Origin of the sequence: Methylophilus sp. QUAN (genome assembly GCF_015354445.1) — a bacterium.
In the GTDB taxonomy this organism is placed as follows: Bacteria; Pseudomonadota; Gammaproteobacteria; order Burkholderiales; family Methylophilaceae; genus Methylophilus.
Genome location: NZ_JADKYT010000002.1, coordinates 519,923 through 542,522, shown reverse-complemented (window position 1 = coordinate 542,522; position 22,600 = coordinate 519,923). Strand labels below are relative to the sequence as shown.

Genomic DNA, 22,600 nt, shown 5'->3' with positions numbered 1-22,600 from the left:
TTCATGCAAATGTCTACACACACACCACCTCTTATTAGCATAGGCATGCCAATTTACAATGCCGGACCTTTGCTTGCTGAAGCGATCAAATCTCTCCTCCAGCAAAGTTATCCATATTGGGAGTTACTGATAATCGATGACGGCTCGACGGATCATGCCATCGCAAACCTGCGGCAGATCGGGATACTGGATGACCCAAGAATACACTTGTTCAATGATGGCAATAATTACGGTCTGGCCGCGCGACTAAATGAATGTATAGATCTGGCACAAGGCACATTTTTTGCCCGTATGGATCAGGACGATGTCGCCTTACCACGCCGCTTTGAAAAGCAAGTTGCCTATTTGCAAAAACATCCGGATGTAGACCTACTATCTACCCGCGTGAACACGATTGATGGTCAAGGGCAGGTTAATGGCAGCCTACCTTACGAATTGGAGCACACGTCTCTATGCAATAAACCATGGCGCAGCATCTACATGCCACATCCGACCTGGATGGGAAAAACCAGCTGGTTCAGAACATACCGCTATGCTACCCCGGCGCCCTACTTTTGTGAGGACCAAGAGTTGCTCCTGCGCACCCATGCACAGAGCACGTTTGCCTGTCTAAACGAGGTTCTGCTGCACTATCGAGTCCGCGACAGAGTCAATATCCGCAAATTGTGGGGCACTTACTTTGCTGTCTATCAACTACAATGCCGTTACTTTCTGCAGTCTAACCCCTGTCATTTACTGCCAGCCACTGCAGTATTTTTTGCAAGAAACATCAAAGTGTTGCAGACATGGATGAAACAATCGCTAGTATGAAAAAGATCTGTTTTGTTTTAACTGCTGAATTTGCCGTCAAAGCGTTTATGCGTGAGCATCTACATATGCTGTCAAAACAGTTTGATGTGTCGCTGGTAGTTAATACACAAAACAAGCAACTGCTAGCTGATCTCGATCTGAATATCACTCTAATTCCAATAGCTATCAGACGCGAGATACATCCACTGTTTGACGTTTTGTGCCTACTCAAACTGATGTGGCTATTTGCTAGCCAACGCTACGATGCAGTGCATTCCGTCACGCCTAAGGCAGGTTTATTGACCATGCTAGCAGGCTGGTTTACACGACGACCAATGCGGGTGCATACTTTTCAGGGAGAGGTATGGATTACTCAACGCGGGTTTATGCGCTGGTTATTGATCACGCTGGATAAGCTGGTCGCTAAACTAGCTACACATTTGACCATTGTCAGTAAGTCAGAAAAGAACTTTCTACTGCAACACAATATCATCGATGCAGGTAAAGCAATCGTATTCAATGAGGGATCAATTGCCGGCGTTGATTTGAAACGTTTCTCCCCAGATAAAGATAAAAGACATGCTATAAGGCAGCGCTTGGGAATTCCTAAGAGCGCCGTAGTACTGCTATTTATTGGTCGCTTGAATCGTGACAAAGGCCTTCTTGACTTAGTCAATGCTTATGCGCAGATGCCTCAATTGGATGTACATCTGCTGATTGTGGGTCCTGATGAACACAAACTACTGTCAGTAATTTCGCAACAACTCATGCACAAAAGACATCTATTGCACATTCAGCCTGAAACAAATCAGCCTGCCGACTATATGAATGCTGCTGACGTCCTTTGCTTACCAAGTTATCGAGAGGGATTTGGTGTTGTAATTATAGAAGCCGCTGCTTGTGCCATACCAAGCCTAGCCTCTAATATCTATGGCATCACCGACGCATTGGTGGATGGACATACAGGCCTATTACATGCACCCAGACAAGTGGGAGACATTCATGAGAAACTGCAAGTACTGGTCCACGATACTGCCTTAAGGCAAACACTAGGGCAGCAGGCGCTTGCGCGAGTACAACACTCCTTTGACAGTCGACTCATCACTCATGCGTGGCTGACTTTTTATCAACAACATCTACACCAAGAATCATGAAACGCCTGTTTGATATCGTATTATCACTCTCTGCATCACTGTTGTTATTGCCGCTGATCATTTTGACCCTATTGCTGGTCAAAATGACCTCCTCTGGACCAGCACTTTACTGGAGCCAGAGAGTAGGCAAACATAACAAGCTATTTAATATGCCTAAATTTCGCTCCATGCAGGTAGGCACTCCACAGCTTGCTACCCACCTCATGCAGCAACAGACACAATCCGGCAGTTACCTGACACCTGTAGGTAGCTTTATTCGCAAGACCAGCCTGGATGAGTTGCCGCAATTATGGAGCGTACTTAAAGGAGACATGTCTATAGTAGGCCCGCGACCTGCATTATTCAACCAGGACGATCTAATCACGCTACGAACGTCGCATCGCGTACACACTCTGCAACCCGGCATCACCGGTTGGGCACAAGTTAATGGCCGCGATGAAATCCCGATCCCGCAAAAAGTTGCTTTGGACGCTTACTATCTAAGTCATAAATCGTTATGGTTGGATATTAGGATAGTTTGCATGACTGCTGTCAAAGTGATCAAACGTGATAACATCACTCATTGATCATCACAGCAATCAATATGCTTAGAATTCCTGGCCGACTCTTATCCTTATTAGCGTTCATACATGACGCCACTATTGTCATAGCTGCATGGTGGATGGCATTTTCGTTGCGTTTTAATTTTCAAATCCCTGTTGAATTCAAGCACTATATCTGGCAAAGCCTGCCTGTCATTTTTATATTCCACGCGATTTCTTTTTATACATTTGGCCTGTACAAAGGTGTATGGCGATTTGCCAGCCTGCCTGACTTGAAGCGTATTATGCGTGCAATTGGTTTTGCAGCACTACTGAGTGCATCATATGCCTTATTGGTGCATCCCTCCATTATCATTCCACGTTCTGTACTTATTCTTCACCCCATGTTATTGACACTAGCCATGGGCGGTAGCCGTTTTATTTACCGAGCATGGAAGGAACGTCGTTTATTCAATGGCATTGCCTTGCAAGGCAAGCCTGTGATTGTGATTGGCGTTGAAGACGCTTCGTTTAGCCTGATTAAAGAGTTGAGCAAGAACCCTGAGTGGCGTGTCGTGGCGATGGTTGACCCTAGTAACAAACTGGTTGGGCGCGAGATTATGCACACCAAGGTCGAGGGTGGGTTGGAAGATATGGCGCAGATTGCGGCACGGCATGGTTGCCAGCATTGCATGATTGCGATGCCGGGGAGTCGTCATGAAAAGCGTCGCCTGGCTGTTGAAGCGGCGCGTAAAGTCGAGGGCATGGAGGTGTTAACTTTGCCTGCGATGTCGGACCTGATCAGTGGCCGCATCAGTTTGTCTCAGATTCGCAAGATTGATGTGGAGGATTTGCTAGGGCGCGATGTGGTGCAGTTAGACACGCATGGTCTGAGCAGTATGCTAGCGAACAAAGTGGTGCTGGTGTCTGGTGCTGCGGGCTCGATAGGTTCTGAGTTATGCCGCCAGATATTGAGCTTTCACCCGACGCAGTTAATTTGCCTGGATATTTCTGAATATGCGCTTTATACCCTGCAACAGGAATTTAGCCAGTGGGTGACGGATACCGAGCTGGTGTACCTGGTGGCAGATGTGAAAAACCAGACGCGTATTCAGCGTATTTTGCAAAGCCATCAACCTGATGTGGTGTTGCATGCTGGCGCTTACAAGCACGTGCCGATGATGGAGCATTTTAATGTGGTGGAGGCCTTGCAGAATAACGCCCATGGCACCTACCAGATTGCGTCAGCTTGCCAGGCGGCGGGTGTCCCAACGTTTGTGCTGGTTTCAACCGATAAAGCCGTGAACCCCACCAATGTGATGGGTGCCAGCAAACGGCTGGCGGAGCTGATTTGCCAGGGATTGCAGCATGGCGAGAATAGCCGCACGCGTTTTATCACGGTGCGTTTTGGCAACGTATTGGGCAGTAGCGGTAGTGTGATTCCCAAGTTCCGTGAGCAGATTGCCCATGGCGGCCCGATTACCATTACCCACCCAGAAATCACACGCTACTTTATGTCTATCCCCGAGGCGGCGCAATTAGTGTTGCAGGCAGCCACCATGGGTAATGGCGGCGAGGTGTTTGTGCTGGACATGGGCACACCGGTCAGAATTATCGACTTGGCACGCGATATGATTAAATTATCAGGCCTGCAAGAGCAGGATATTCGCATAGAGTTTACCGGCTTGCGCCCGGGTGAAAAACTATATGAAGAACTGCTAGCAGATGATGAAAGTACCTTGCCCACCAGCCATGAAAAATTACGCATTGCGCAAGCACGCAGTGCAGATGCGCTTTGGTTGGCCAATCTGCTGGATTGGTTAAGCAATATTCCACACTTGCAAGAAGCACAAATCAAGCAAGACTTGCAGCGCTGGGTAGAAGAATATCAACCTGATACCCGCCCGGCACCTGATGTTTCCCTACGCGGCGGTGCGTTATCGCTAGATACCCTGCCCTCGCCTTCACAGCAGATACACTGAGTGATTCTTTTATTTACGCATTAAGCGTAGTGTATGGTTTGATGTCGTTTACAATATCGAATCGATTCAACAACCTCTGCCACATCCCCCTTTATGCCTCATATTACGCTTGATAATGCCAGCCTGGCATTTGGCCATCATGCCTTGCTTGCCCAAGCCTCTTTCCAGTTAGACCCAGGCGAGCGCGTCGGTTTGATTGGCCGCAATGGTGCCGGTAAATCCAGTTTACTGAAAGCCATTGCCGGTACCATCAAACTGGATGACGGCACTGTATGGCGGGCACCAAATGTACGCGTGGTCTATGTGCCACAAGAGCCTGAGCTGGATAAGGCACACACCGTATTTGAAGCGGTGGCAGAAGGCTTGGGCAGCTTGCAGCAAACCATCATTGACTACCATCAAGTGACCCATGACATGGGCCTGCCGGATGCCAATATTGAGGCGCTGATGGAGCGCATGCAGGCATTACAGCATGAAATGGATGCGCAAAATGGATGGGTAGCGCAATCACGTGTCGAAACTGTGCTTAGCCGCTTAAAGCTGGATGCAGATGTCCTGATCTCTACACTTTCTGGTGGCTGGCGTAAACGCGTAGCGCTTGGCCGGGCGCTTGTTGCGGAGCCTGAAGTTTTACTATTGGATGAGCCAACCAACCATTTAGACCTGGAAGCCATCGAGTGGCTGGAAGATTTGTTACTAGGGTTTAATGGCAGTGTGTTGTTCATTACCCATGACCGTCGCTTTCTGGACAAGCTGGCCACACGTATTACCGAGCTGGACCGCGGCAATCTGACAGACTTTGTAGGCAATTTTTCCCAATATCAAGTTAAAAAAGAAGAGCTGCTCGCCGTCGAAGAAACCCATGCCGCCAAGTTCGACAAATTCCTGGCACAGGAAGAAGTCTGGATCCGCCAAGGCATTAAAGCACGCCGTACACGTAATGAAGGACGCGTAAGAAGACTGGAAGCGCTACGTTTAGACCGTGCAGCCAGACGCGAGCGCCAGGGCGATGTCAAACTCAACCTGGATGCTGGAGAACGTAGCGGGAAACTGGTGGCAGAGCTTGATCAGGTCTATAAGTCTTATGGTGACAAAACCTTAATCAAAGGCTTCAGTACCCGTATTTTGCGTGGCGATAAAATCGGTTTATTAGGGCCCAACGGCATTGGGAAATCCACGTTATTGAAACTGATCTTAGGTGACATTGAAGCAGATAGTGGCGAGATTCAGCGCGGCACAAAAATCAATGTCGCTTATTTTGACCAGATGCGTGAGCAATTAGATGAAGAAGCCACATTAGCCGACACCATTAGCCCTGGTTCGGACTTTGTTGAAATCGGCAATGAACGTAAACATGTGATCAGTTATCTGGAAGACTTCCTGTTTCCACCACAACGCTCACGCTCACCAGTGAAATCCCTTTCCGGTGGTGAACGCAACCGTTTACTGCTAGCGCGCCTGTTTGCGCGCCCTGCCAATGTCCTGGTATTAGATGAACCTACCAATGACCTAGATATTGATACGCTGGAATTATTGGAGACGCTATTACAGGATTATTCAGGCACCCTTTTCCTCGTCAGCCATGATCGGGCGTTTTTAGAAAACACCGTCACGCAAGTGATTGCTTTTGAAGGGCAAGGCAAACTAACCGAATTTGGTGGTGGCTACGATGACTGGTTAAGATTTACCCAGGATCGTGCCAGCAAACCGAGTATTAGCAAATCAGCGCCTACGCCCAAAGTATCTGTGGCCGCGCCAGTAGCAAACACACCCGCACCTAAGATCACACCCCGAAAAACATTGAGCTTTAAAGAACAGCGTGAGCTGGAAGCGTTGCCGGCAGAGATTGAGCAGTTGGAACAAGAGCAAGCCGAAATCCAGACCCAGTTTGCCCAAGGTGATATTTATAAACAGGCGCCTGAGCAGGTCAAACAGTTGCAAGACAGGCTGGACGACATTGAATTGTTGATCCTGGAAAAACTCGCGCGCTGGGAAGCGTTGGAAAACCTGGCTTAAGCCATTTCTAGAGCCTTAAAACACAACAGCCGAAGAGATTCTCTTCGGCTGTTGTGTTTTTAATCGTATGAAGCGTGTTTACACTGAAAAACCACTGCGGCTGGCGTTGGCTCTATGGGCTTGACCATTCTTACCATAAAACTGCGGGGCAGAGCTCTTGCCGTTCAATGCATCCAGTTTTTCCTGGTTACGTATGAAATTCTTGTTGATCAGGATGCCATTCAGGCGATTCAGTTCTTTGGCCTGTACCAGTTGTTGCTGGAAAGTCACCCAGGCGGAATCCAGCAATGGGCTAGACTGTGTTTGCAACCAGGCAGACATGCCTTGTTCATTTGGCTCAAAACCGGCCGCGGCCAGTGCGTCATAACGTGAATTAGCGGCGGCACCTAATGCTTGTAGCAGTTCAACACGTTTATCTACCATGCGCTCAATCACATCCAGGTCCGCGCTGACCAAAGCGGACTGTTCAGACTGCAAATCATTCAAAAGTTCTGAAACCAGTGCGGCGTCTTTTTCAAACGTTACTGGAGAAGAAGATAAATGCGTTGCAGTCGCCATCATAGTCACCCTTTATTATTCGGTTGTATCAAATCTTTTACGGTTTGCAGCAAACCATCTGCCACTTTGGCCGTATCAACGGAGAAGTCACCGCGCGCAATCGCCGCTTTGATTTCTTCGACCTTGTTTGTATCAAAGACTTCACCAGACGCTAATCCGGCTTCTAATGACTGCAACTGCACAGAGGCAGAAGATAAAGTCACATTGTCTGTAGAGGCAGTGCTAGACGTATTTGCCGCTTTGTCACTACCTTTGCTCGCAGACCCTTTGTCCAATGTCGGCTTGTCTACGCCAACACCCAATTTTTTAATAGAATCTGAAATGTTCATGCCGTACCTCTTCTGATTTTGAATTGTGTCAGGGCTTATCAAAGTCAAAACCCTCATTCGTTAACAGTACTATCGGCATAGTTTAAGCGAACTTTAGTGCTTAATATACTTTTTATCGCATGTTTATAATTTTCAGACATTTTTTAATTAAAAAGGTTGTCCATCTGACTAAAAGCGCACGTCTACCTTACCGGAAGACTGCGCAACGCCTTTTACAATCTGGCCGCTGCTGACTTTCACATCAACCACCTGACCAACATTCGCGGTTTGCATGGCGGTGCCATCAGCCGAGATGACAAAGCCGTCACCACGACTATTTAATTGAACAGTTTGCCCTTGCTTAATCACCGGTACAGACTTAAGCAGTTCAGGTCTTAACACGGTGCCCAGTGGCAAATTCAATGCTGCCTGTTTACCCTCCAGCATAGAAAGATCGGTAATAATGCCAGCTGGCAATTTACTTAAATCCCCAGACTGCATGACCACGTCTGTGGTTTGTACTGGTGAGCCCTGGCTGACCGGCAAGCCAGTGACGGCATATTCTCCCCACACCTGCACATCCGCCTGTACATAGAGTGTCCATGGCTTGGTGTCAGATTGCAGGCAACGCACACCAATATGGGTTTTACCCCACAAACGTGCGCCCTGTACGGTAAATCCTTCCATCAAGGCACACTCAGCAATGCGGATACGGCTGTCCAGCGGCTGAATCTCGATATTGACTTTGCCCGGATAGCCTTGTGTCTGGCTTTGCACATATTGCATCGCCGTCTGATACAAGCGGCTGTGCATGTCATTGCCTGCCGTGGCAGCGCCCGCTGCATGCTGATTCGCAATCACAGTGCGGTCTGCCGCGTGCGCAGAGCCACTCATCAGCCATAACAGGCTAACAATAAGCATCATCACAATCTGGGGCTGGAGTTGTTTCATGTGCCCTATTCTACGCATCACGGGCAAGTTTAATCCCGGAATTAAAGGGGATTTCCCCCGTTTAATTGAAGAATCATTGCATAGGCCGCGGCGTACACTAGGCATAGCTAGTAAAAGTCATGTGTGAAAGCAGACCTGCTTAATCGGGTTAACGGCTGCAGATGGCAAAACTTTAGAGGTTCGAAAGCAACAGGATTCGAACAGGGCTTGAGAAACAGCCAGGAAAGGATGAAACGATGATAAACAAACTGGACGCCGCACTGAATTTCCATCAGACGGCATTGCGCGTGCGCAATCAACGTCAAGAGCTGTTGGCATCGAATATTGCCAATGCAGATACGCCGCAATATAAAGCGCGTGACATCGACTTTCAGTCTGCCATGAAGGCAGCACTGCAACCCAATGCCTCTGCTGGCACAGCCACCACCAATGGTGCATTGCAACAAACCAATGCGGGCCATATGAATGGCACGGGCAGCAGCGGCTATGTCAGTGGCGCCAGTGACCCACTGTTCCGCTCCGTGGTGCAAGGCTCTGCCGATGGCAACACGGTCGACATGGATGTGGAGCGTAATGCTTATGTCGATAACGGTATCCGTTACGAGGCCAGCCTGACCATGATAGGCGGCCAGATTAAGAAAATGTTGTCCGCAATTAACGGCCAGCAATAATTAAAGGAGGTCTGTCATGTCTCTGTTTAACGTATTCAAAATTTCCGGCTCAGCCATGAGTGCGCAATCCATGCGCCTCAATACCGTGGCCAGTAACCTCGCCAACGCCGACAGCGTGGTGAGTTCAGATGGCAAGCCCTACCAGTCTAAACAAGTCGTGTTCAAGGCGGTGCAGGACGCAGCGAATAAGAGCAGCACGGTCGAAGTCGAGCGTGTGATTGAAGATACCAAGCCCGGCAAAATGGTCTACGACCCCAAGCACCCGATGGCCAATGCCGATGGCTACATCACCATGCCGAATGTCAATGTGACTGAAGAAATGGTGAACATGATTTCCGCGTCTCGCGCTTATCAAAACAACGTGGAAACCATGAATGCGGCGAAAACCATGTTGCTTAAAACACTGAATATCGGTCAATAACCTGCAGAAAGGACTTCAGCATGACCACCGTTAATACCAACAACCAGGTGTCACAGGATTTACTGAATTCAGTGAACACTCGCAACAGTGCCAGCACCACCGATGAAACACAGGACCGTTTCATGACCCTGCTGGTGACGCAGATGAAAAACCAGGACCCGTTGAACCCGATGGATAACGCCCAGGTGACCAGCCAGATGGCGCAGTTGAACACTGTGACTGGCATCAACAAGCTGAATGAAACCATGAGCAGCCTGATCGGCAGCGTACAGCTTGGCCAGTCTTACCAGGCCACCAGCATGATAGGCCGCAACGTATTGGTGGAAGGCAAAACCCTAACCCATACCGAAAGCGGCGGTTATTTCGGCGTGAATGTGCCGAATGGTGCAGACGGCTTGACGGTTGCCATTAAAAACGGCTCGGGTGCCACCATACGTACCCTCACGTTTGGCAAGCAAGATGTTGGTGTGAACGCCTTAAACTGGGATGGCAAGATGGATGATGGCACGACCGCACCAAGCGGTGACTACACCTATGAAATCACGGCAAAAACCGGCGATACCACAGTGAAGAGTACCGCCCTCAGCCTGGCACAGGTACAAAGCGTGACCACCAGCACCAGTGGCGCGAAACTGAACTTAAGCAACAACACGTCGGTGGCGATTGCAGACATTCAAGAGATTTTCTAATTCCTACTTAGATTTTAGTCTTTATCAAGGAGAGATAACATGGCTTTTTCACAAGGCTTAAGTGGTTTAAACGCAGCGTCCAAAGCGCTGGAAGTGATTGGCAACAACGTTTCTAACGCCAACACTGTTGGCTTTAAACAGTCTCGTGCAGAGTTTTCTGATGTATTCGCGGCGTCCCTGAGTGGTGCCGGTACAACACAAATCGGTATTGGTACCAAAATTTCAGATGTGGCCCAACAGTTTACCCAGGGCAACATTACCGCCACCAACAATACCCTGGACGTGGCGATTAACGGTGCTGGCTTCTTCCGCCTGAGTAACAATGGCGCAGTGACTTACACCCGTAACGGCCAGTTCCAGATGGATAAAAATGGTTATATCGTCACCAGTGATGGCAAACGCCTGATGGGTAACAGCGCTGACAACCTGAACGGTTCCAGCCCGGTAGAGATCCAGATCGATACCAGCGACCTGCAACCAGTGGCGAGTAGTAAAATCACCGGCACCTTGAACCTCAACTCCGCCAGTGCCAACATTGACCAGACAGTGACGCCATTCAGCTCGACTGACCCAACCAGCTATACCAACTCCACCGCGATCACGGTCTATGACAACCTGGGTAACTCGCACAATGTACAAAACTACTATGTGAAAACTGCTGCGAACACCTGGAGTGTTTACACCACGGTAGATGGCAGCGATGTGACACCTACACCTACACCATCCATGGTATTTAATGCTGGTGGCTATGACTCAACCAACTCCAGCGTCACGCCGATCAGTTTTACACCTACCACCGGTGGTGCCACCATGAATATCAGCTTTGATTATTCGAAAAGCACACAATACGGCTCATCGTTCAGCGTCAACAAGCTGAGCCAGGATGGTTACTCTTCAGGCCGTATCGCCAGCTTCACCATTGGTGATGATGGCATTATTCAAGGCCGCTACACCAACGGTCAATCCAAAGACCTGGGTCGCGTCGTCCTGGCTAACTTTGTCAACCCGAATGGTTTGCAATCACTGGGCGGCAACCAATGGGCATCCACCTACGAATCCGGTGATGAACTGATCGGTGCGCCAGGCAGCAGCACACTGGGCGTACTGCAGTCATCTGCAGTAGAAGATTCAAACGTCGACCTGACCGCAGAACTGGTCAACATGATTACCGCACAACGTATCTACCAGGCCAACGCGCAAACCATTAAAACGCAAGATCAGGTCATGCAGACTTTGGTTAACCTGCGTTAATAAGGGTTTGATTAACTTCTTGATAGGGGCAGCTTTATGGATCGTCTGATATACACTGCAATGACTGGCGCCAAGCATATTTTGGAGCAACAGGCGACCACTGCCCATAACCTGGCTAACGCCACCACGACCGGCTTTAAAGCACAGGTGGACAGTTTCCGTGCAGTGCCGATTCTAGGCGATGGCTTGCCTACGCGCGCCTTTGTCGTCGATGCCACAGTTGGCACCGACTACAAGGCTGGCAGTATCCAGCATACGGGCCGCGACCTGGATGTCGCGGTGCAAGGCCAGGGCTGGATTGCCGTGCAACGTGCCGATGGTTCAGAAGGCTATACCCGCAACGGTTCACTCAAGATTAATGAGAACGGCCAGTTGCAAACCGAATCCGGCCTTAATGTGATGGGCGATGCAGGCCCGATCAGCATTCCGCCTAACGTGATTGTCAGTATCGGTGGCGATGGCACGATTTCCAGCGTCAACGACTTTACTGCACCAGGCGCGACCACCATTCTGGGCCGGATCAAACTGGCGAACCCGCCAGAAGCTTCGCTCAAGCGCGCAGATGATGGCCTGTTTGTGACCAGCAACGGCCAGGCCGCACCACTGGACCCTAACGTAAAAGTAGCTGGCGGCGCTTTGGAAACCAGCAATGTCAACGTGGTCGAGACCATGGTGAACATGATCAGCCTGGCGCGCCAGTTTGAAATGCAAATGAAAATGCTGGAAAACGCGCAAAACAACGCTGGAAAAGCCGATCAGCTCTTCAGTATGAATGGCTAAGGCTTGCACTAATATTGCAGTATGAAAACGGGTTTAAGCCCAAGGAGTGAACGATGATACGCTCATTATGGATTTCCAAAACCGGTCTGGATGCACAACAAATGCAGATGGACGTGATTTCAAACAACCTGGCCAACGTCAGCACCAGCGGCTTTAAAAAATCACGCGCAGTGTTTGAGGACCTGCTCTACCAGAACATTCGCCAGGTAGGCTCACAAAGCTCGCAACAAAGCCAGCTGCCCAGCGGTTTGCAATTAGGTACCGGTGTAAAACCGGTGGCGACCGAGCGTATTTTCACGCAAGGCAACTTGCAACAAACCAGCAACGACAAAGACGTCGCTATTCAGGGCCAGGGCTTCTTCCAAATCCTCTTGCCAGATGGCACCACGGCTTATACCCGTGACGGCTCATTCCAGGTCGATAGCCAGGGTCAACTGGTCACTGCCAGCGGCTTTCCGGTACAACCGTCAATTACGATTCCAGCCAATGCGCAAAGCTTATCCATTGGCAGAGATGGTGTGGTCTCGATTACCACCCCTAACTCAACAGCCACGACCCAGATTGGCCAGATTCAGTTAGCCACGTTTATCAACCCAACTGGTTTGCAGTCTAAAGGTGAAAACCTGTATGTAGAAACCACGGCATCAGGCAACCCGAATACCAATGTACCAGGCACCAATGGTGCGGGTCTGCTTTCACAAGGCTATGTTGAAACGTCTAACGTTAACGTGGTCGAAGAGCTGGTGAGCATGATTCAAACCCAGCGTGCGTATGAAATTAACAGCAAGGCGATTACAACCTCGGACCAGATGCTGCAAAAACTGTCGCAGATGTAATCCCTGCTTGAGGATCACTCAAATGATGAATAGAACGATCATGAGCTTACTACTTTGCTTGGCGTTTTCCCAATTACTGAACGGCTGCTCCATTACGCCGTCAACCATTGTGCAAAAACCGGACACGCCGCGAGTAGCGATGGCGCGTCCGGATGCGCGCACTGAAGGCGCCATTTTCAACAGTGCAGGCTTTCGCCCATTGTTTGAAGACCGCCGCCCACGCTATGTAGGCGATATCGTCACTGTTCGCATTGCAGAAAATACCACCGCTAACAAGGCTTCTGATAACGAGCAAACCAAAGATGGCTCAACAGCCGCTTCTGTGACTGGCCTGTTTGGTCACAATGTGCCTAAAGCCGCCTTTAACGCCAGCTCAGCCCTGTCATTTAAAGACAAAGCAGCGGCTGATGCCAGCAATACCTTTAGTGGCTCTGTGACAGCGACCGTGACCGATGTGCTGCCAAATGGCTACCTGGTGATCAGCGGCGAGAAACAGATCGGCTTTGACAAGGGCACTGAATACGTCAGGTTCTCAGGCATTGTCAACCCGGACATGATTACCATCGGCAACGAAGTGGTCTCAACCAAAGTAGCTGATGCGCGTATTGAATACCGCAGCAACAGCAAAATGGATGCCGCCGAAGTGCTGTCCATGTTCTCGCGCTTTTTCCTTAGCATGATTCCATTGTAGGAGAGTTGATCATGCCCATACTGACACACAGCTTATTTCGCACCGTACAGCGCGGCCAACGCGCTGTTGCCTATGGACTGCTGGCATGTGGCCTGTTACTGGCCACGCCTTTCGCTCAAGCGGAGCGCATCAAGGATATCAGCAATATTCAGGGCGTACGCGCCAACCAGTTGATTGGTTACGGCTTGGTCGTTGGCCTGGATGGCACAGGCGACATGACTACGCAAACCCCGTTCACTGTGCAAAGTATTATCAGCATGATGAACCAGATGGGTATTACCTTACCACCTGGCACCAACCTGCAATTGAAAAACGTGGCTGCAGTGATGGTCACCAGCTCCCTGCCCGCTTTCGCACAACCGGGCCAAACCTTGGATGTGACAGTATCCTCCATGGGTAACGCCAAGAGCCTGCGCGGCGGCACCTTGCTGATGACGCCATTAAAAGGCGCTGACGGTCAAATTTATGCCATGGGCCAGGGCAACCTGGTCGTCGGTGGTGTCGGCGCGGCAGCCAATGGCAGCCAGACCCAGATCAACCACTTAAGCGTAGGCCGTATTTCTGAAGGCGCCACGGTTGAACGTGCCCTGCCAAACACCCTGCTGCACCAGGATGTAGTGAAACTCGAATTGAAAGAAAGTGACTTCTCGACCGCTAACAATGTGGTGGAAGCCATTAACAAGAAATTTGGCCCGATGACTGCGCAAGCCGAGAGTGGCCGCGTGATTCAGGTGCGCCCACCTGAAAGCATGAGCCGCGTTTCTTTCCTGGCTAACCTGGAAACGATTAATGTCGCCCTGGCGGCAACCCCGGCCAAGATTATCCTTAATGCACGTACCGGCTCTGTGGTCATGAACAAAGCGGTGACACTGGATAGCTGCGCAGTCTCGCACGGCAACCTGTCGGTGGTGATTAATACTTCACCGGTGATCAGCCAGCCTGGCCCATTCTCCAATGGCCAGACGATTTCCACCGCCGTGTCAGAAATTAACATTAACAAAGAGCCAGGCAAAGTACTTAAGCTGAATAACGGCGCAAACTTGTCTGATGTAGTCAAAGCGCTCAACGCGATTGGTACCACACCACAGGACTTACTGGCGATTTTGCAAGCCATGAAAGCTGCCGGTGCCTTGAATGCCGAGCTTGAGGTGATTTAAGCGAGAGACGGCAATGCAACCCCGTATCGATCCTACGACGCAAAGCCTGGCCATTGACGGTAACTCGCTCAATAGCCTGAAGCGCGGCAATACTGATTCGCCCGAATCTATTCGGGCGGTCGCACGCCAGTTTGAAGCGGTGTTGATGAACATGATGCTGAAAAGCATGCGTGACACCGTGCCGCAAGATGGCATTACCGATAGCGAACAAGGCAAAATGTTCATGGGCATGCTGGACCAGCAACTGAGCACCAACCTCAGCCAGAAAGGCATGGGGCTGACGGACGTGCTGGTCAGACAACTAAGCAAGTTCAGCCAAAAACCGAGCGATGCCACCGATGGCAGTAAAGACACCAAGTCTACAGGTAAGCTCGATAGCAACGCTGCCCTGCCCCACACCAGCCAAACCAATCCACTAACAAGCAATAGCAATGGCAAAGCCGTGCTGGCGCAAGCGGCACAAAAAATCCGCGAAGCTTACCAGCAGTGGGAAGCCACTGACAGTACTTCCGATAGCAACACCGATACTGCGTGGGCACGCGGTATTCCCGAGTTACCACCGCTCGTGGAAGAAACTCAGGCCAACGTCCAGAGCTTTACCCTGCCGCAAGCCCCATTAGCCACGGCCATGCGTGAAGTGGCAGGTAAAACACAACAATTTATCCAGAGTATGTTGCCGCATGCACAAGCGGCCAGCAGTACTTCCGGCATTCCAGCTAAATTTATGATTGGCCAGGCCGCCCTCGAAAGCGGCTGGGGCAAACATGAAATTAAAACGGACAATGGTGTGAACAGCCACAACCTGTTTGGCATCAAGGCTGACGCTAACTGGAAAGGCAAAGTCGCCAGCAGCACCACAACCGAATACATCAACGGTGTAAAACAGACCCGGGTTGAAAAATTCCGTGCCTACGATAGCTATAGCGATGCCTTCAAGGATTACGCCAAACTGATTTCACAGAATCCGCGCTACCAGCAAGCCATGAGCAACACCCATGATGCCAGCGCGTATGCCAATGCATTGCAACGCGCAGGCTATGCCACCGACCCGCAATATGGCAAGAAACTGACGCAAGTCATCAAGAATTTACAAGGCTAAGCAGACGCAACCCTAAAGAAACAAAAAAAACTGCCGATAGGCTACTTAACCACACTTTAAAGTCGTGTCTGACTCTCTGCAGGGGGCTGACACATGAGGAAATCACATGTCAAATGTACTCAGCATTGGTAAAAGCGCCCTCAATGCCGCGCAAATAGGCATTGCCACCGTTGGCCACAACATTGCCAACGCGTCAACCGAGGGCTACAACCGTCAAACTGTCGTGCAAGCTGCTGCACAAGCACAGAACTTTGGCTATGGCTATGTCGGCCAGGGTACCAATGTGGTGGGCATACAACGCGTGTTCAACGAGACGCTGGCTAAACAGGTACTGAATGCCACGGCGACTGCCAATGCCAGCGGTGCCTATTACAGTAATATCAGTCAGATCAACAGCTTGCTGTCCGACAGCACTGCCGGTTTGAACCCAGTGATTACGAGCTTTTTCAGTGCCGTGAGCGCGGCGGCCGCCAATCCAAGTGACACGGCCACGCGTCAGACATTGATCTCTTCCGCACAATCCATGGTGAACCGTTTTAATGCGGTAAACACCCAGTTGGACCAGATGCGCGATAGCATTAATACGCAAATTACCGCCAGTGTAGATGCTATTAACAGCTACTCCTCACAAATTGCCAACTTGAATGACACCATCAGCAAGGCCATTAACTCAACAGGCAATACGCCGAATGACCTGATGGACCAACGTGATCAGCTGGTAGCCAAGCTCAGTGAGCAAATCAAAACCACCGTCATCAAGCAGGATGACGGTTCTTACAACGTATTTGCCGGTAGCGGTATGCCACTGGTTGTTGGTACGCAACAGTACTCTTTATATACACGCGCCAGTGATACCGACCCTACCCGCATGGAAGTAGCTTATGGCAACCCGGCCAGTCCTAAAATCCTGAGCACGGATACCTTGTCTGGCGGCACCCTTGGCGGTGTCTTGCAATTCAGGAGTGAAACGCTGGACGTGGTGCAGAACCAGGTGGGTCAGTTGGCCGTGACCCTGGCCAGTCAGTTTAATGCCCAGCAAACTCAGGGCTATGATTTAAATGGCGTATTGGGTACCAACCTGTTTAATGTCGGTGGACCGACCGCGGTCAGCAGCGCCTACAACACAGACCCGACCAAAGCGGCCTCTGCCACCATCACTGATGCCAGTCTGCTGACCAGCAGCGACTACACAGTGAAATATAACAGTGGTCAATACACCATTACCCGCCTCAGTGATAAATCTGTCATGTGGCAAGGCGCTTCGCTGCCTGCTACCGTCGACGGCATGCAGATTGATGTCAATACCAGCACACCGACAGAAGGCGATTCTTACCTGATCAAGCCGACGCAGTATGCTGCGGGTCAACTGTCACTGGCGTTTACCAATGTCGATAAACTAGCACTGGCAGGCTCAGCCTCTACCGGTCCTAATGATAACGAAAACGGCCTCAAACTGGCGGCCTTGCAAACCGGTGCCAACGTGCGTGTGGCAGGCAGCAGCACGAATAGAACCTATGCACAGGCCTTTGCACAAATGGTGAGTGCCGTCGGCACTAAAACCAATGAGCTCAGTATTACCAGCAAGGCCGATGCCACTGCACTGGAAAATGCAACCAGTGCCATGCAATCAGAGTCAGGCGTCAACCTGGACGAAGAAGCCACTGATTTGCTGCGTTATCAGCAAGCCTACCAGGCGGCGGGCAAAATGATGCAAATCGCCAGCCAGCTGTTTGAAGTTTTACTGCAAATGGGTCAATAAGTTTTTGAAGGATAGGCCATCATGAGAATCAGTACCAATACCATCTATCAATCTGGTACCAACCAGTTAATGAATCTGCAAGCAGACCTGAACAAGCTGAGCATTCAAACTGCGACTGGTAAGCGCGTAAACTCGCCAGCAGACGACCCGGTGGCGGCGGCACGCATACTCGAGCTCAATACGGCCAAAGACCAGAACGCGAATTACACCAGCACGCGTAAAACTGCAGAAACGCTGCTGCAAACCTATGAGGCTAACCTGAGTAGCGTGACAGACACCATCCAGTCCATCCAATCGACCCTGATTGCTGCCGGTAATGGTGCTTATACGGATGCAGAACGTGCCAAGCTGGCCAATGAACTGCAAGGTAGCCTGGACACGCTGAAGGGCCTGGCCAATACAAAAGACTCGCAGGGCAACTACATGTATTCCGGCTATGCCTCGTCTACCGTGCCGTTTGATGGCAACTTTGACTTTGTTGCCAACTCAACCCGCACCAGCTTGCAAATTGATGTGCAAAGCCAGTTGCCAGTCACGTTCACCGGCGACCAGGTGTTTGGTGCCAACGGCGACAATGTATTTACTAATTTGCAGGACATTATTGCGCTGTTAAAAACACCGATCACAGACAGCACCACCCAAGACGCATTTAATACCGGCCTGGCAACCAGTATCGACAAAATGAAAGGTTCGTTGAATTCGGTATTGGATGCGCGTTCAGAAATCGGCAGCAGCCTGAATTTGCTGGATACCCTGAACATCACAGGGGATAGCCTGGACCTGCAATATGATGCGTCTATTTCAACGCTGCAGGATCTGGATTATGCGCAGGCATTATCAGATATTTCCAAGAAAACGACGATCTTGCAAGCGGCGCAGAAAGCATTTGTCGCCACCTCGAATATCTCGCTATTCAGCCTGATTTAAGCATCACCATTTAATCGCCACTAGTGCAGCACTTGCAACATCAGTTGTTGCGCCTCAACCAACCAACGACTGATGGGGCTGACGAGAGAAGGCAGGCTTAACAGCGTCATTAAAAAGCCCACAGAGATGGTGATCGGGAAACCGATACCGAAAATATTGAATTGTGGCGCCGCCTTGGTTAACACCCCCAAGGCCATGTTGGTAATCAACAGGCTGGCGACCACCGGCAATGACAGCAACAGTCCTTGTGAAAAAATATGCCCGCCCAGACTGGCGATGGCCTGGCTATTCAGCTGCCAGTGCTCCATGCCTATCGGCATGGTTTCAAAGCTTTGCAGCATGACGGCCACCACGATTAAATGACCATCCAGGCTCAAAAACACCAGCAATGCCAGCATAGTTAAAAATTGACCAACCGCAATGGTTTGGCCATGTGCCTGTGGGTCATAAAAGCTGGCAAAGCCTAGGCCCATGCTCATACCCATCATAAACCCAGCCATTTCGACCGCGGTAAACAAGAGCCGCATAACAAAGCCCATGCTGATGCCGATCAGGAACTGGGCCAGCAATGACAACAAGCCTTGCCATGACAACACTTCGATGGGTGGTACCTGAATGGCAGGCACAATCGCCAGCGTAATGACGAAGCCAATGGCCAGCTTGATGCGTTTGGGAATAGAAGGATGGCTAAATAGCGGAACGACGGTGAGGCAGCCTAGCACGCGCGTGAGCGGCCACAATAGCTGGACGATCCACAATTGCAGATCCGAAGCATGGATGGTCAGCATGCAGTCTGTTGCCTAGTTACCCAATAGCCGCTTAGTTCACCAATTGCGGGATCATGGTGAAAATATGGTGCATATAGTCCACCATGGTCATCAGCATCCAGTGGCCTGCCAATAACAGCACCGCCATGACGCCCACCAGCTTGGGGATAAACGACAAGGTTTGCTCATTGATTTGCGTGGCGGCTTGAAAAATACTCACGATCAAGCCTATCATCAGCGCAGTCCCCAGCACTGGTGCTGCTACCATCAATGTGGTTTGCATGGCTTCACTGCCTATGGTCAATACCTGTTCCGGACTCATGATGTACTCCTGAAAATGAAAGTATGCTGTGTTAAATCAAAAGGTTAAATCACAAAGCTTTGCGCCAACGAGCCGAGTATCAGCTGCCAGCCATCGACCAGCACAAACAGCATAAGCTTGAAAGGCAGCGACACAATGGCTGGTGAGACCATCATCATGCCCATGGCCATCAAGATACTGGCTACCACCATATCGATAATCAAAAACGGGATATAGATGGCAAAGCCAATCTGGAAGGCTGTTTTGAGCTCACTGGTCATAAAGGCAGGCACCAGTATTCTGAGCGGTACATCCTCAGGCGTTTGAATGGTCTCGACGTGTGCCATATTGGCAAACATGGCCAGGTCATTCTCGCGGGTTTGTTTGAGCATAAAGCCTTTGAGTGGCAACACGCCGCGCTCTAATGCTTCCTGCATGGTTATTTTGCTTTCGGATAAAGGCTGGTAGGCGTCGGTATAGATTTTGTCGAACACCGGCCCCATGACAAAAAAGGTAATAAACAAGGCCAGGCCAATCAATACCTGGTTAGAAGGCGCAGACTGGGTGCCCAAGGCCTGGCGCAGCAAAGACAACACAATCACGATACGCGTAAAGCCAGTCATCATCAGCATCGCGGCCGGGATGAATGTCAACGAAGTGAGTAAAATCAGGGTTTGCAGGCTCAGCGTATAGTCCTGGCCACCGCCTGCCCCAGGGGTCACTGTGCCAATCGGTAGTCCGCCAGCCGCGCACGACAATAGCGGGAAACCAAGCAGCAAGCCGACCGGCAGCAACAAGGACAATATAGACTTTAACACTGAAAAAACACGCATGTGTATGGCACCCGAAACTTGCTTGCAACTGCGCACGGCAGACACAAGACTATCAATAAGTTAGGGCTATAGTACGCCCGGCCAGGTTAAATCAAAGGCCGGAAATGAGCGACTCAAGGCTTGTTTTTGAGGGATTTGACGGTTTGCTGCAACGTCGCTTGCATGGCTTGTTGCAAACGGACAGCAAAAGAAGCTTGTGGATCAATACCAGAAGACGCGGATTGAGCAGCACTTGCACCCTCTTCCACTGAGGATTCCGTCGCAGGTGGGGCGACTTCGCCGAGGGCCGTCATCTGGCCTGCATTGATGCCCACCACCAGCCAGCGGCCAGCCACTTCAAGCACCACCACACGCTCCCTGGGGCTTAGCTGCAAACCACCTACTTGTTTGATCACACCACGTTGAGCCATGGTTTGCCCAGGCATCACACGCCGTAACAACCAGGCAATCGCCGCGATCACCAGCAAGACAATTACCGTGCCATAAACCATACGGCCCAGGCTATCACTCGCACTCGGTGCTGCCGCGGCAGTCGCGGCAGGCACAACCGCCCATGCCACGCCGGTAACCAGGCTGCTAAACAAGGCGATCAACAACTGACTGATAATTTTCATGGCGATCTAAACAAAAAGGAATTCAAAAAAGCCATTAACGATTCAGTTTGCGAATACGCTCGGCCGGGGTAATGATATCGGTTAAGCGAATACCAAATTTGTCATTCACCACCACCACCTCACCCTGGGCAATCAGGCAGCCATTCACCAGCACGTCCATCGGCTCGCCCGCCATGCCGTCCAGCTCAACAACAGAGCCCTGCGCCAGTTGCAACAGGTTCTTGATCGAAATCTTGGTGCGGCCTAGCTCAACGGTCAGTTGTACCGGAATATCCAGGATGAAATCAATGTCATTCTGGGTGCCTTCCAGTTTATTGTTGGCACTGAATTCGTTAAATACAGCCGTCTTGCTGGTTGGCTCCTGCAACGCCGAAGACTCCGCCTGGGTTTGCTCAGCCAAGGCTGCTCCCCAGTCATCTTCCGCAATCGTCTGCACATCACCGGGGTCAGATACCCCCATGGCAGCCATCGCTGCATTCATATCATCATCTGCACTGTTCGTGGCGGGATCCATAGCCATTATGACTCTCCTTGCAATTGCTCCTGACTACCGTCAGCGCGAATTAACTTTTCAACCTTGAGGGCGTACTGCCCGTTAAATACTCCATAACGACACTCCATGACCGGAATGTTGTCAATTTGTCCTTCTATGCTGTCACTGATATTAATCGGGATCACATCGCCCTCTTTGAGCTCCAGCAAATCTGCCACCGTCAGTTTGCGCGTGGCCAGGTTAGCGACTATCTCGACTTCTGCGGCTTGAATTTGCTGCGTCATCAACTTAACCCAACGCTTATCGCCCCCCAGGTTTTCACCTTGTAATGGAGAGGTCAGCAGGTCTTTGATCGGCTCAACCATCGAATACGGCACGCAGAAATGCATTTCGCCACTATTCGGGCCCAGCTCAATATTGAAGGTAATGGCCACCACCACCTCATTCGGCGTGGCGATGTTGGCAAACTGCGTATTCATTTCCGAACGCAGGTACTCAAATTTGATCGGATATACCGGTGCCCAAGCCTTCTCATACGATTCGAACATGATGCCCAGGATGCGCTGGATAATGCGCTGTTCGGTCGCGGTAAAATCACGGCCTTCGACGCGGGTGTGAAAGCGGCCATCGCCGCCAAACATATTGTCCACCACCAAAAACACCAAGGTCGGATCTATCACGAGCACACCGGTGCCGCGTAAAGGACTTATGTGAATCAGGTTGAGGTTGGTAGGCACCACCAGGTTACGGATAAAATCGGTATATTTGATAATCCTGACCGGCCCGACCGAGACTTCAACGGTGCGCCGCAGGAAGTTGAACAGCTCAACACGCAGTAAACGCGCATAGCGTTCATTAATCATTTCCAGCGTGGCCATGCGGCCGCGCACAATCCGCTCTTGCGTGGCCAGGTTGTAATTACGAACGCCAGCCTCGTCTTTGCCAGACGCATCACTTTCGTCGTCGCCCTCAACACCTTTGAGTAGCGCATCAATTTCGTCTTGTGATAGAAACTTGTCAGCTGACATGATG

Annotated in this window: 25 protein-coding genes; 16 read left to right on the top strand and 9 right to left on the bottom strand. The window is 50.6% G+C overall.

Annotated features, from left to right (window positions below; translation table 11 throughout):
• Positions 1 to 3: 3 nt before the first annotated feature.
• From INP79_RS11080 to INP79_RS11060, 5 genes are all read left to right on the top strand, one after another.
• On the top strand, positions 4 to 810 hold the full coding sequence (locus INP79_RS11080; RefSeq protein ID WP_194754313.1) for a glycosyltransferase family A protein: 807 nt from the start codon (positions 4 to 6) through the stop codon (positions 808 to 810).
• Complete coding sequence (locus tag INP79_RS11075) at positions 786 to 1,943, top strand: glycosyltransferase (protein ID WP_194754312.1); 1,158 nt, start codon at positions 786 to 788, stop codon at positions 1,941 to 1,943. The genes INP79_RS11080 and INP79_RS11075 overlap by 25 nt, the downstream gene beginning before the upstream one ends.
• Positions 1,940 to 2,509, top strand: a complete 570-nt coding sequence (locus tag INP79_RS11070) for a sugar transferase (RefSeq protein ID WP_194754311.1) — start codon at positions 1,940 to 1,942, stop codon at positions 2,507 to 2,509. Before INP79_RS11075 ends, INP79_RS11070 begins: the two co-directional genes overlap by 4 nt.
• Positions 2,510 to 2,604: 95 nt before the next feature.
• A complete protein-coding gene (locus INP79_RS11065) occupies positions 2,605 to 4,446 on the top strand; it encodes a nucleoside-diphosphate sugar epimerase/dehydratase (RefSeq protein WP_228519882.1) in 1,842 nt (613 codons plus the stop codon).
• Positions 4,447 to 4,539: 93 nt separating this feature from the next.
• Positions 4,540 to 6,462 (top strand): ATP-binding cassette domain-containing protein, encoded by a 1,923-nt coding sequence (locus INP79_RS11060; RefSeq protein ID WP_194754309.1) that lies wholly within the window; start codon positions 4,540 to 4,542, stop codon positions 6,460 to 6,462.
• A 78-nt stretch (positions 6,463 to 6,540) separates the two neighbouring features.
• Here the strand turns inward: INP79_RS11060 and INP79_RS11055 are convergent, their stop codons facing one another.
• From INP79_RS11055 to flgA, 3 genes are all read right to left on the bottom strand, one after another.
• Positions 6,541 to 7,023: a flagella synthesis protein FlgN gene (locus INP79_RS11055; RefSeq protein WP_370583258.1), complete on the bottom strand. Its 483-nt coding sequence runs from the start codon at positions 7,021 to 7,023 to the stop codon at positions 6,541 to 6,543.
• Positions 7,024 to 7,025: 2 nt separating this feature from the next.
• Positions 7,026 to 7,349, bottom strand: coding sequence for a flagellar biosynthesis anti-sigma factor FlgM (flgM, locus tag INP79_RS11050; RefSeq protein ID WP_194754308.1), 324 nt, complete (start codon positions 7,347 to 7,349; stop codon positions 7,026 to 7,028).
• A gap of 168 nt (positions 7,350 to 7,517) precedes the next feature.
• Positions 7,518 to 8,279 (bottom strand): flagellar basal body P-ring formation chaperone FlgA, encoded by a 762-nt coding sequence (gene flgA, locus INP79_RS11045; RefSeq protein ID WP_194754307.1) that lies wholly within the window; start codon positions 8,277 to 8,279, stop codon positions 7,518 to 7,520.
• 236 nt (positions 8,280 to 8,515) lie between these two features.
• Between flgA and flgB the strand changes: the two genes are divergently transcribed.
• From flgB to flgL, 11 genes are all read left to right on the top strand, one after another.
• Positions 8,516 to 8,950 (top strand): flagellar basal body rod protein FlgB, encoded by a 435-nt coding sequence (gene flgB / locus INP79_RS11040; protein ID WP_194754306.1) that lies wholly within the window; start codon positions 8,516 to 8,518, stop codon positions 8,948 to 8,950.
• 16 nt (positions 8,951 to 8,966) lie between these two features.
• Positions 8,967 to 9,371: a flagellar basal body rod protein FlgC gene (gene flgC, locus INP79_RS11035; RefSeq protein WP_194742118.1), complete on the top strand. Its 405-nt coding sequence runs from the start codon at positions 8,967 to 8,969 to the stop codon at positions 9,369 to 9,371.
• Positions 9,372 to 9,391: 20 nt separating this feature from the next.
• Complete coding sequence (locus tag INP79_RS11030) at positions 9,392 to 10,060, top strand: flagellar hook assembly protein FlgD (RefSeq protein WP_194754305.1); 669 nt, start codon at positions 9,392 to 9,394, stop codon at positions 10,058 to 10,060.
• 39 nt (positions 10,061 to 10,099) lie between these two features.
• On the top strand, positions 10,100 to 11,311 hold the full coding sequence (gene flgE, locus INP79_RS11025) for a flagellar hook protein FlgE (protein WP_194754304.1): 1,212 nt from the start codon (positions 10,100 to 10,102) through the stop codon (positions 11,309 to 11,311).
• Between the two features lie 36 nt (positions 11,312 to 11,347).
• Positions 11,348 to 12,091 carry a flagellar basal-body rod protein FlgF gene (gene flgF / locus INP79_RS11020; RefSeq protein WP_194742121.1) on the top strand — a complete coding sequence of 248 codons (744 nt, stop codon included), beginning with the start codon at positions 11,348 to 11,350 and terminating at the stop codon, positions 12,089 to 12,091.
• Between the two features lie 53 nt (positions 12,092 to 12,144).
• Complete coding sequence (gene flgG / locus INP79_RS11015; protein ID WP_194742122.1) at positions 12,145 to 12,927, top strand: flagellar basal-body rod protein FlgG; 783 nt, start codon at positions 12,145 to 12,147, stop codon at positions 12,925 to 12,927.
• Between the two features lie 40 nt (positions 12,928 to 12,967).
• Positions 12,968 to 13,618: a flagellar basal body L-ring protein FlgH gene (locus tag INP79_RS11010; RefSeq protein ID WP_194754303.1), complete on the top strand. Its 651-nt coding sequence runs from the start codon at positions 12,968 to 12,970 to the stop codon at positions 13,616 to 13,618.
• A gap of 11 nt (positions 13,619 to 13,629) precedes the next feature.
• Positions 13,630 to 14,775: a flagellar basal body P-ring protein FlgI gene (locus tag INP79_RS11005; protein ID WP_228519880.1), complete on the top strand. Its 1,146-nt coding sequence runs from the start codon at positions 13,630 to 13,632 to the stop codon at positions 14,773 to 14,775.
• Between the two features lie 13 nt (positions 14,776 to 14,788).
• Complete coding sequence (gene flgJ, locus INP79_RS11000) at positions 14,789 to 15,874, top strand: flagellar assembly peptidoglycan hydrolase FlgJ (RefSeq protein WP_194754302.1); 1,086 nt, start codon at positions 14,789 to 14,791, stop codon at positions 15,872 to 15,874.
• A gap of 106 nt (positions 15,875 to 15,980) precedes the next feature.
• Positions 15,981 to 17,633 (top strand): flagellar hook-associated protein FlgK, encoded by a 1,653-nt coding sequence (gene flgK / locus INP79_RS10995; RefSeq protein WP_194754301.1) that lies wholly within the window; start codon positions 15,981 to 15,983, stop codon positions 17,631 to 17,633.
• A gap of 21 nt (positions 17,634 to 17,654) precedes the next feature.
• Entirely contained in the window at positions 17,655 to 18,560 is a 906-nt protein-coding gene (gene flgL, locus INP79_RS10990; RefSeq protein ID WP_194754300.1) for a flagellar hook-associated protein FlgL, read from the top strand.
• Between the two features lie 20 nt (positions 18,561 to 18,580).
• Here flgL and fliR read toward each other — a convergent pair whose 3' ends face one another.
• The 6 genes from fliR to fliM form a co-directional block, all read right to left on the bottom strand.
• Complete coding sequence (fliR, locus tag INP79_RS10985; RefSeq protein WP_194754299.1) at positions 18,581 to 19,348, bottom strand: flagellar biosynthetic protein FliR; 768 nt, start codon at positions 19,346 to 19,348, stop codon at positions 18,581 to 18,583.
• Between the two features lie 31 nt (positions 19,349 to 19,379).
• On the bottom strand, positions 19,380 to 19,649 hold the full coding sequence (fliQ, locus tag INP79_RS10980) for a flagellar biosynthesis protein FliQ (RefSeq protein WP_019882538.1): 270 nt from the start codon (positions 19,647 to 19,649) through the stop codon (positions 19,380 to 19,382).
• 44 nt (positions 19,650 to 19,693) lie between these two features.
• Positions 19,694 to 20,461 (bottom strand): flagellar type III secretion system pore protein FliP, encoded by a 768-nt coding sequence (gene fliP, locus INP79_RS10975; RefSeq protein ID WP_194754298.1) that lies wholly within the window; start codon positions 20,459 to 20,461, stop codon positions 19,694 to 19,696.
• A 113-nt stretch (positions 20,462 to 20,574) separates the two neighbouring features.
• Entirely contained in the window at positions 20,575 to 21,075 is a 501-nt protein-coding gene (gene fliO, locus INP79_RS10970) for a flagellar biosynthetic protein FliO (RefSeq protein WP_194754297.1), read from the bottom strand.
• 34 nt (positions 21,076 to 21,109) lie between these two features.
• Entirely contained in the window at positions 21,110 to 21,595 is a 486-nt protein-coding gene (gene fliN / locus INP79_RS10965) for a flagellar motor switch protein FliN (protein WP_370583257.1), read from the bottom strand.
• Positions 21,595 to 22,596 (bottom strand): flagellar motor switch protein FliM, encoded by a 1,002-nt coding sequence (gene fliM, locus INP79_RS10960; protein ID WP_194754296.1) that lies wholly within the window; start codon positions 22,594 to 22,596, stop codon positions 21,595 to 21,597. Before fliM ends, fliN begins: the two co-directional genes overlap by 1 nt.
• Positions 22,597 to 22,600: the final 4 nt, after the last annotated feature.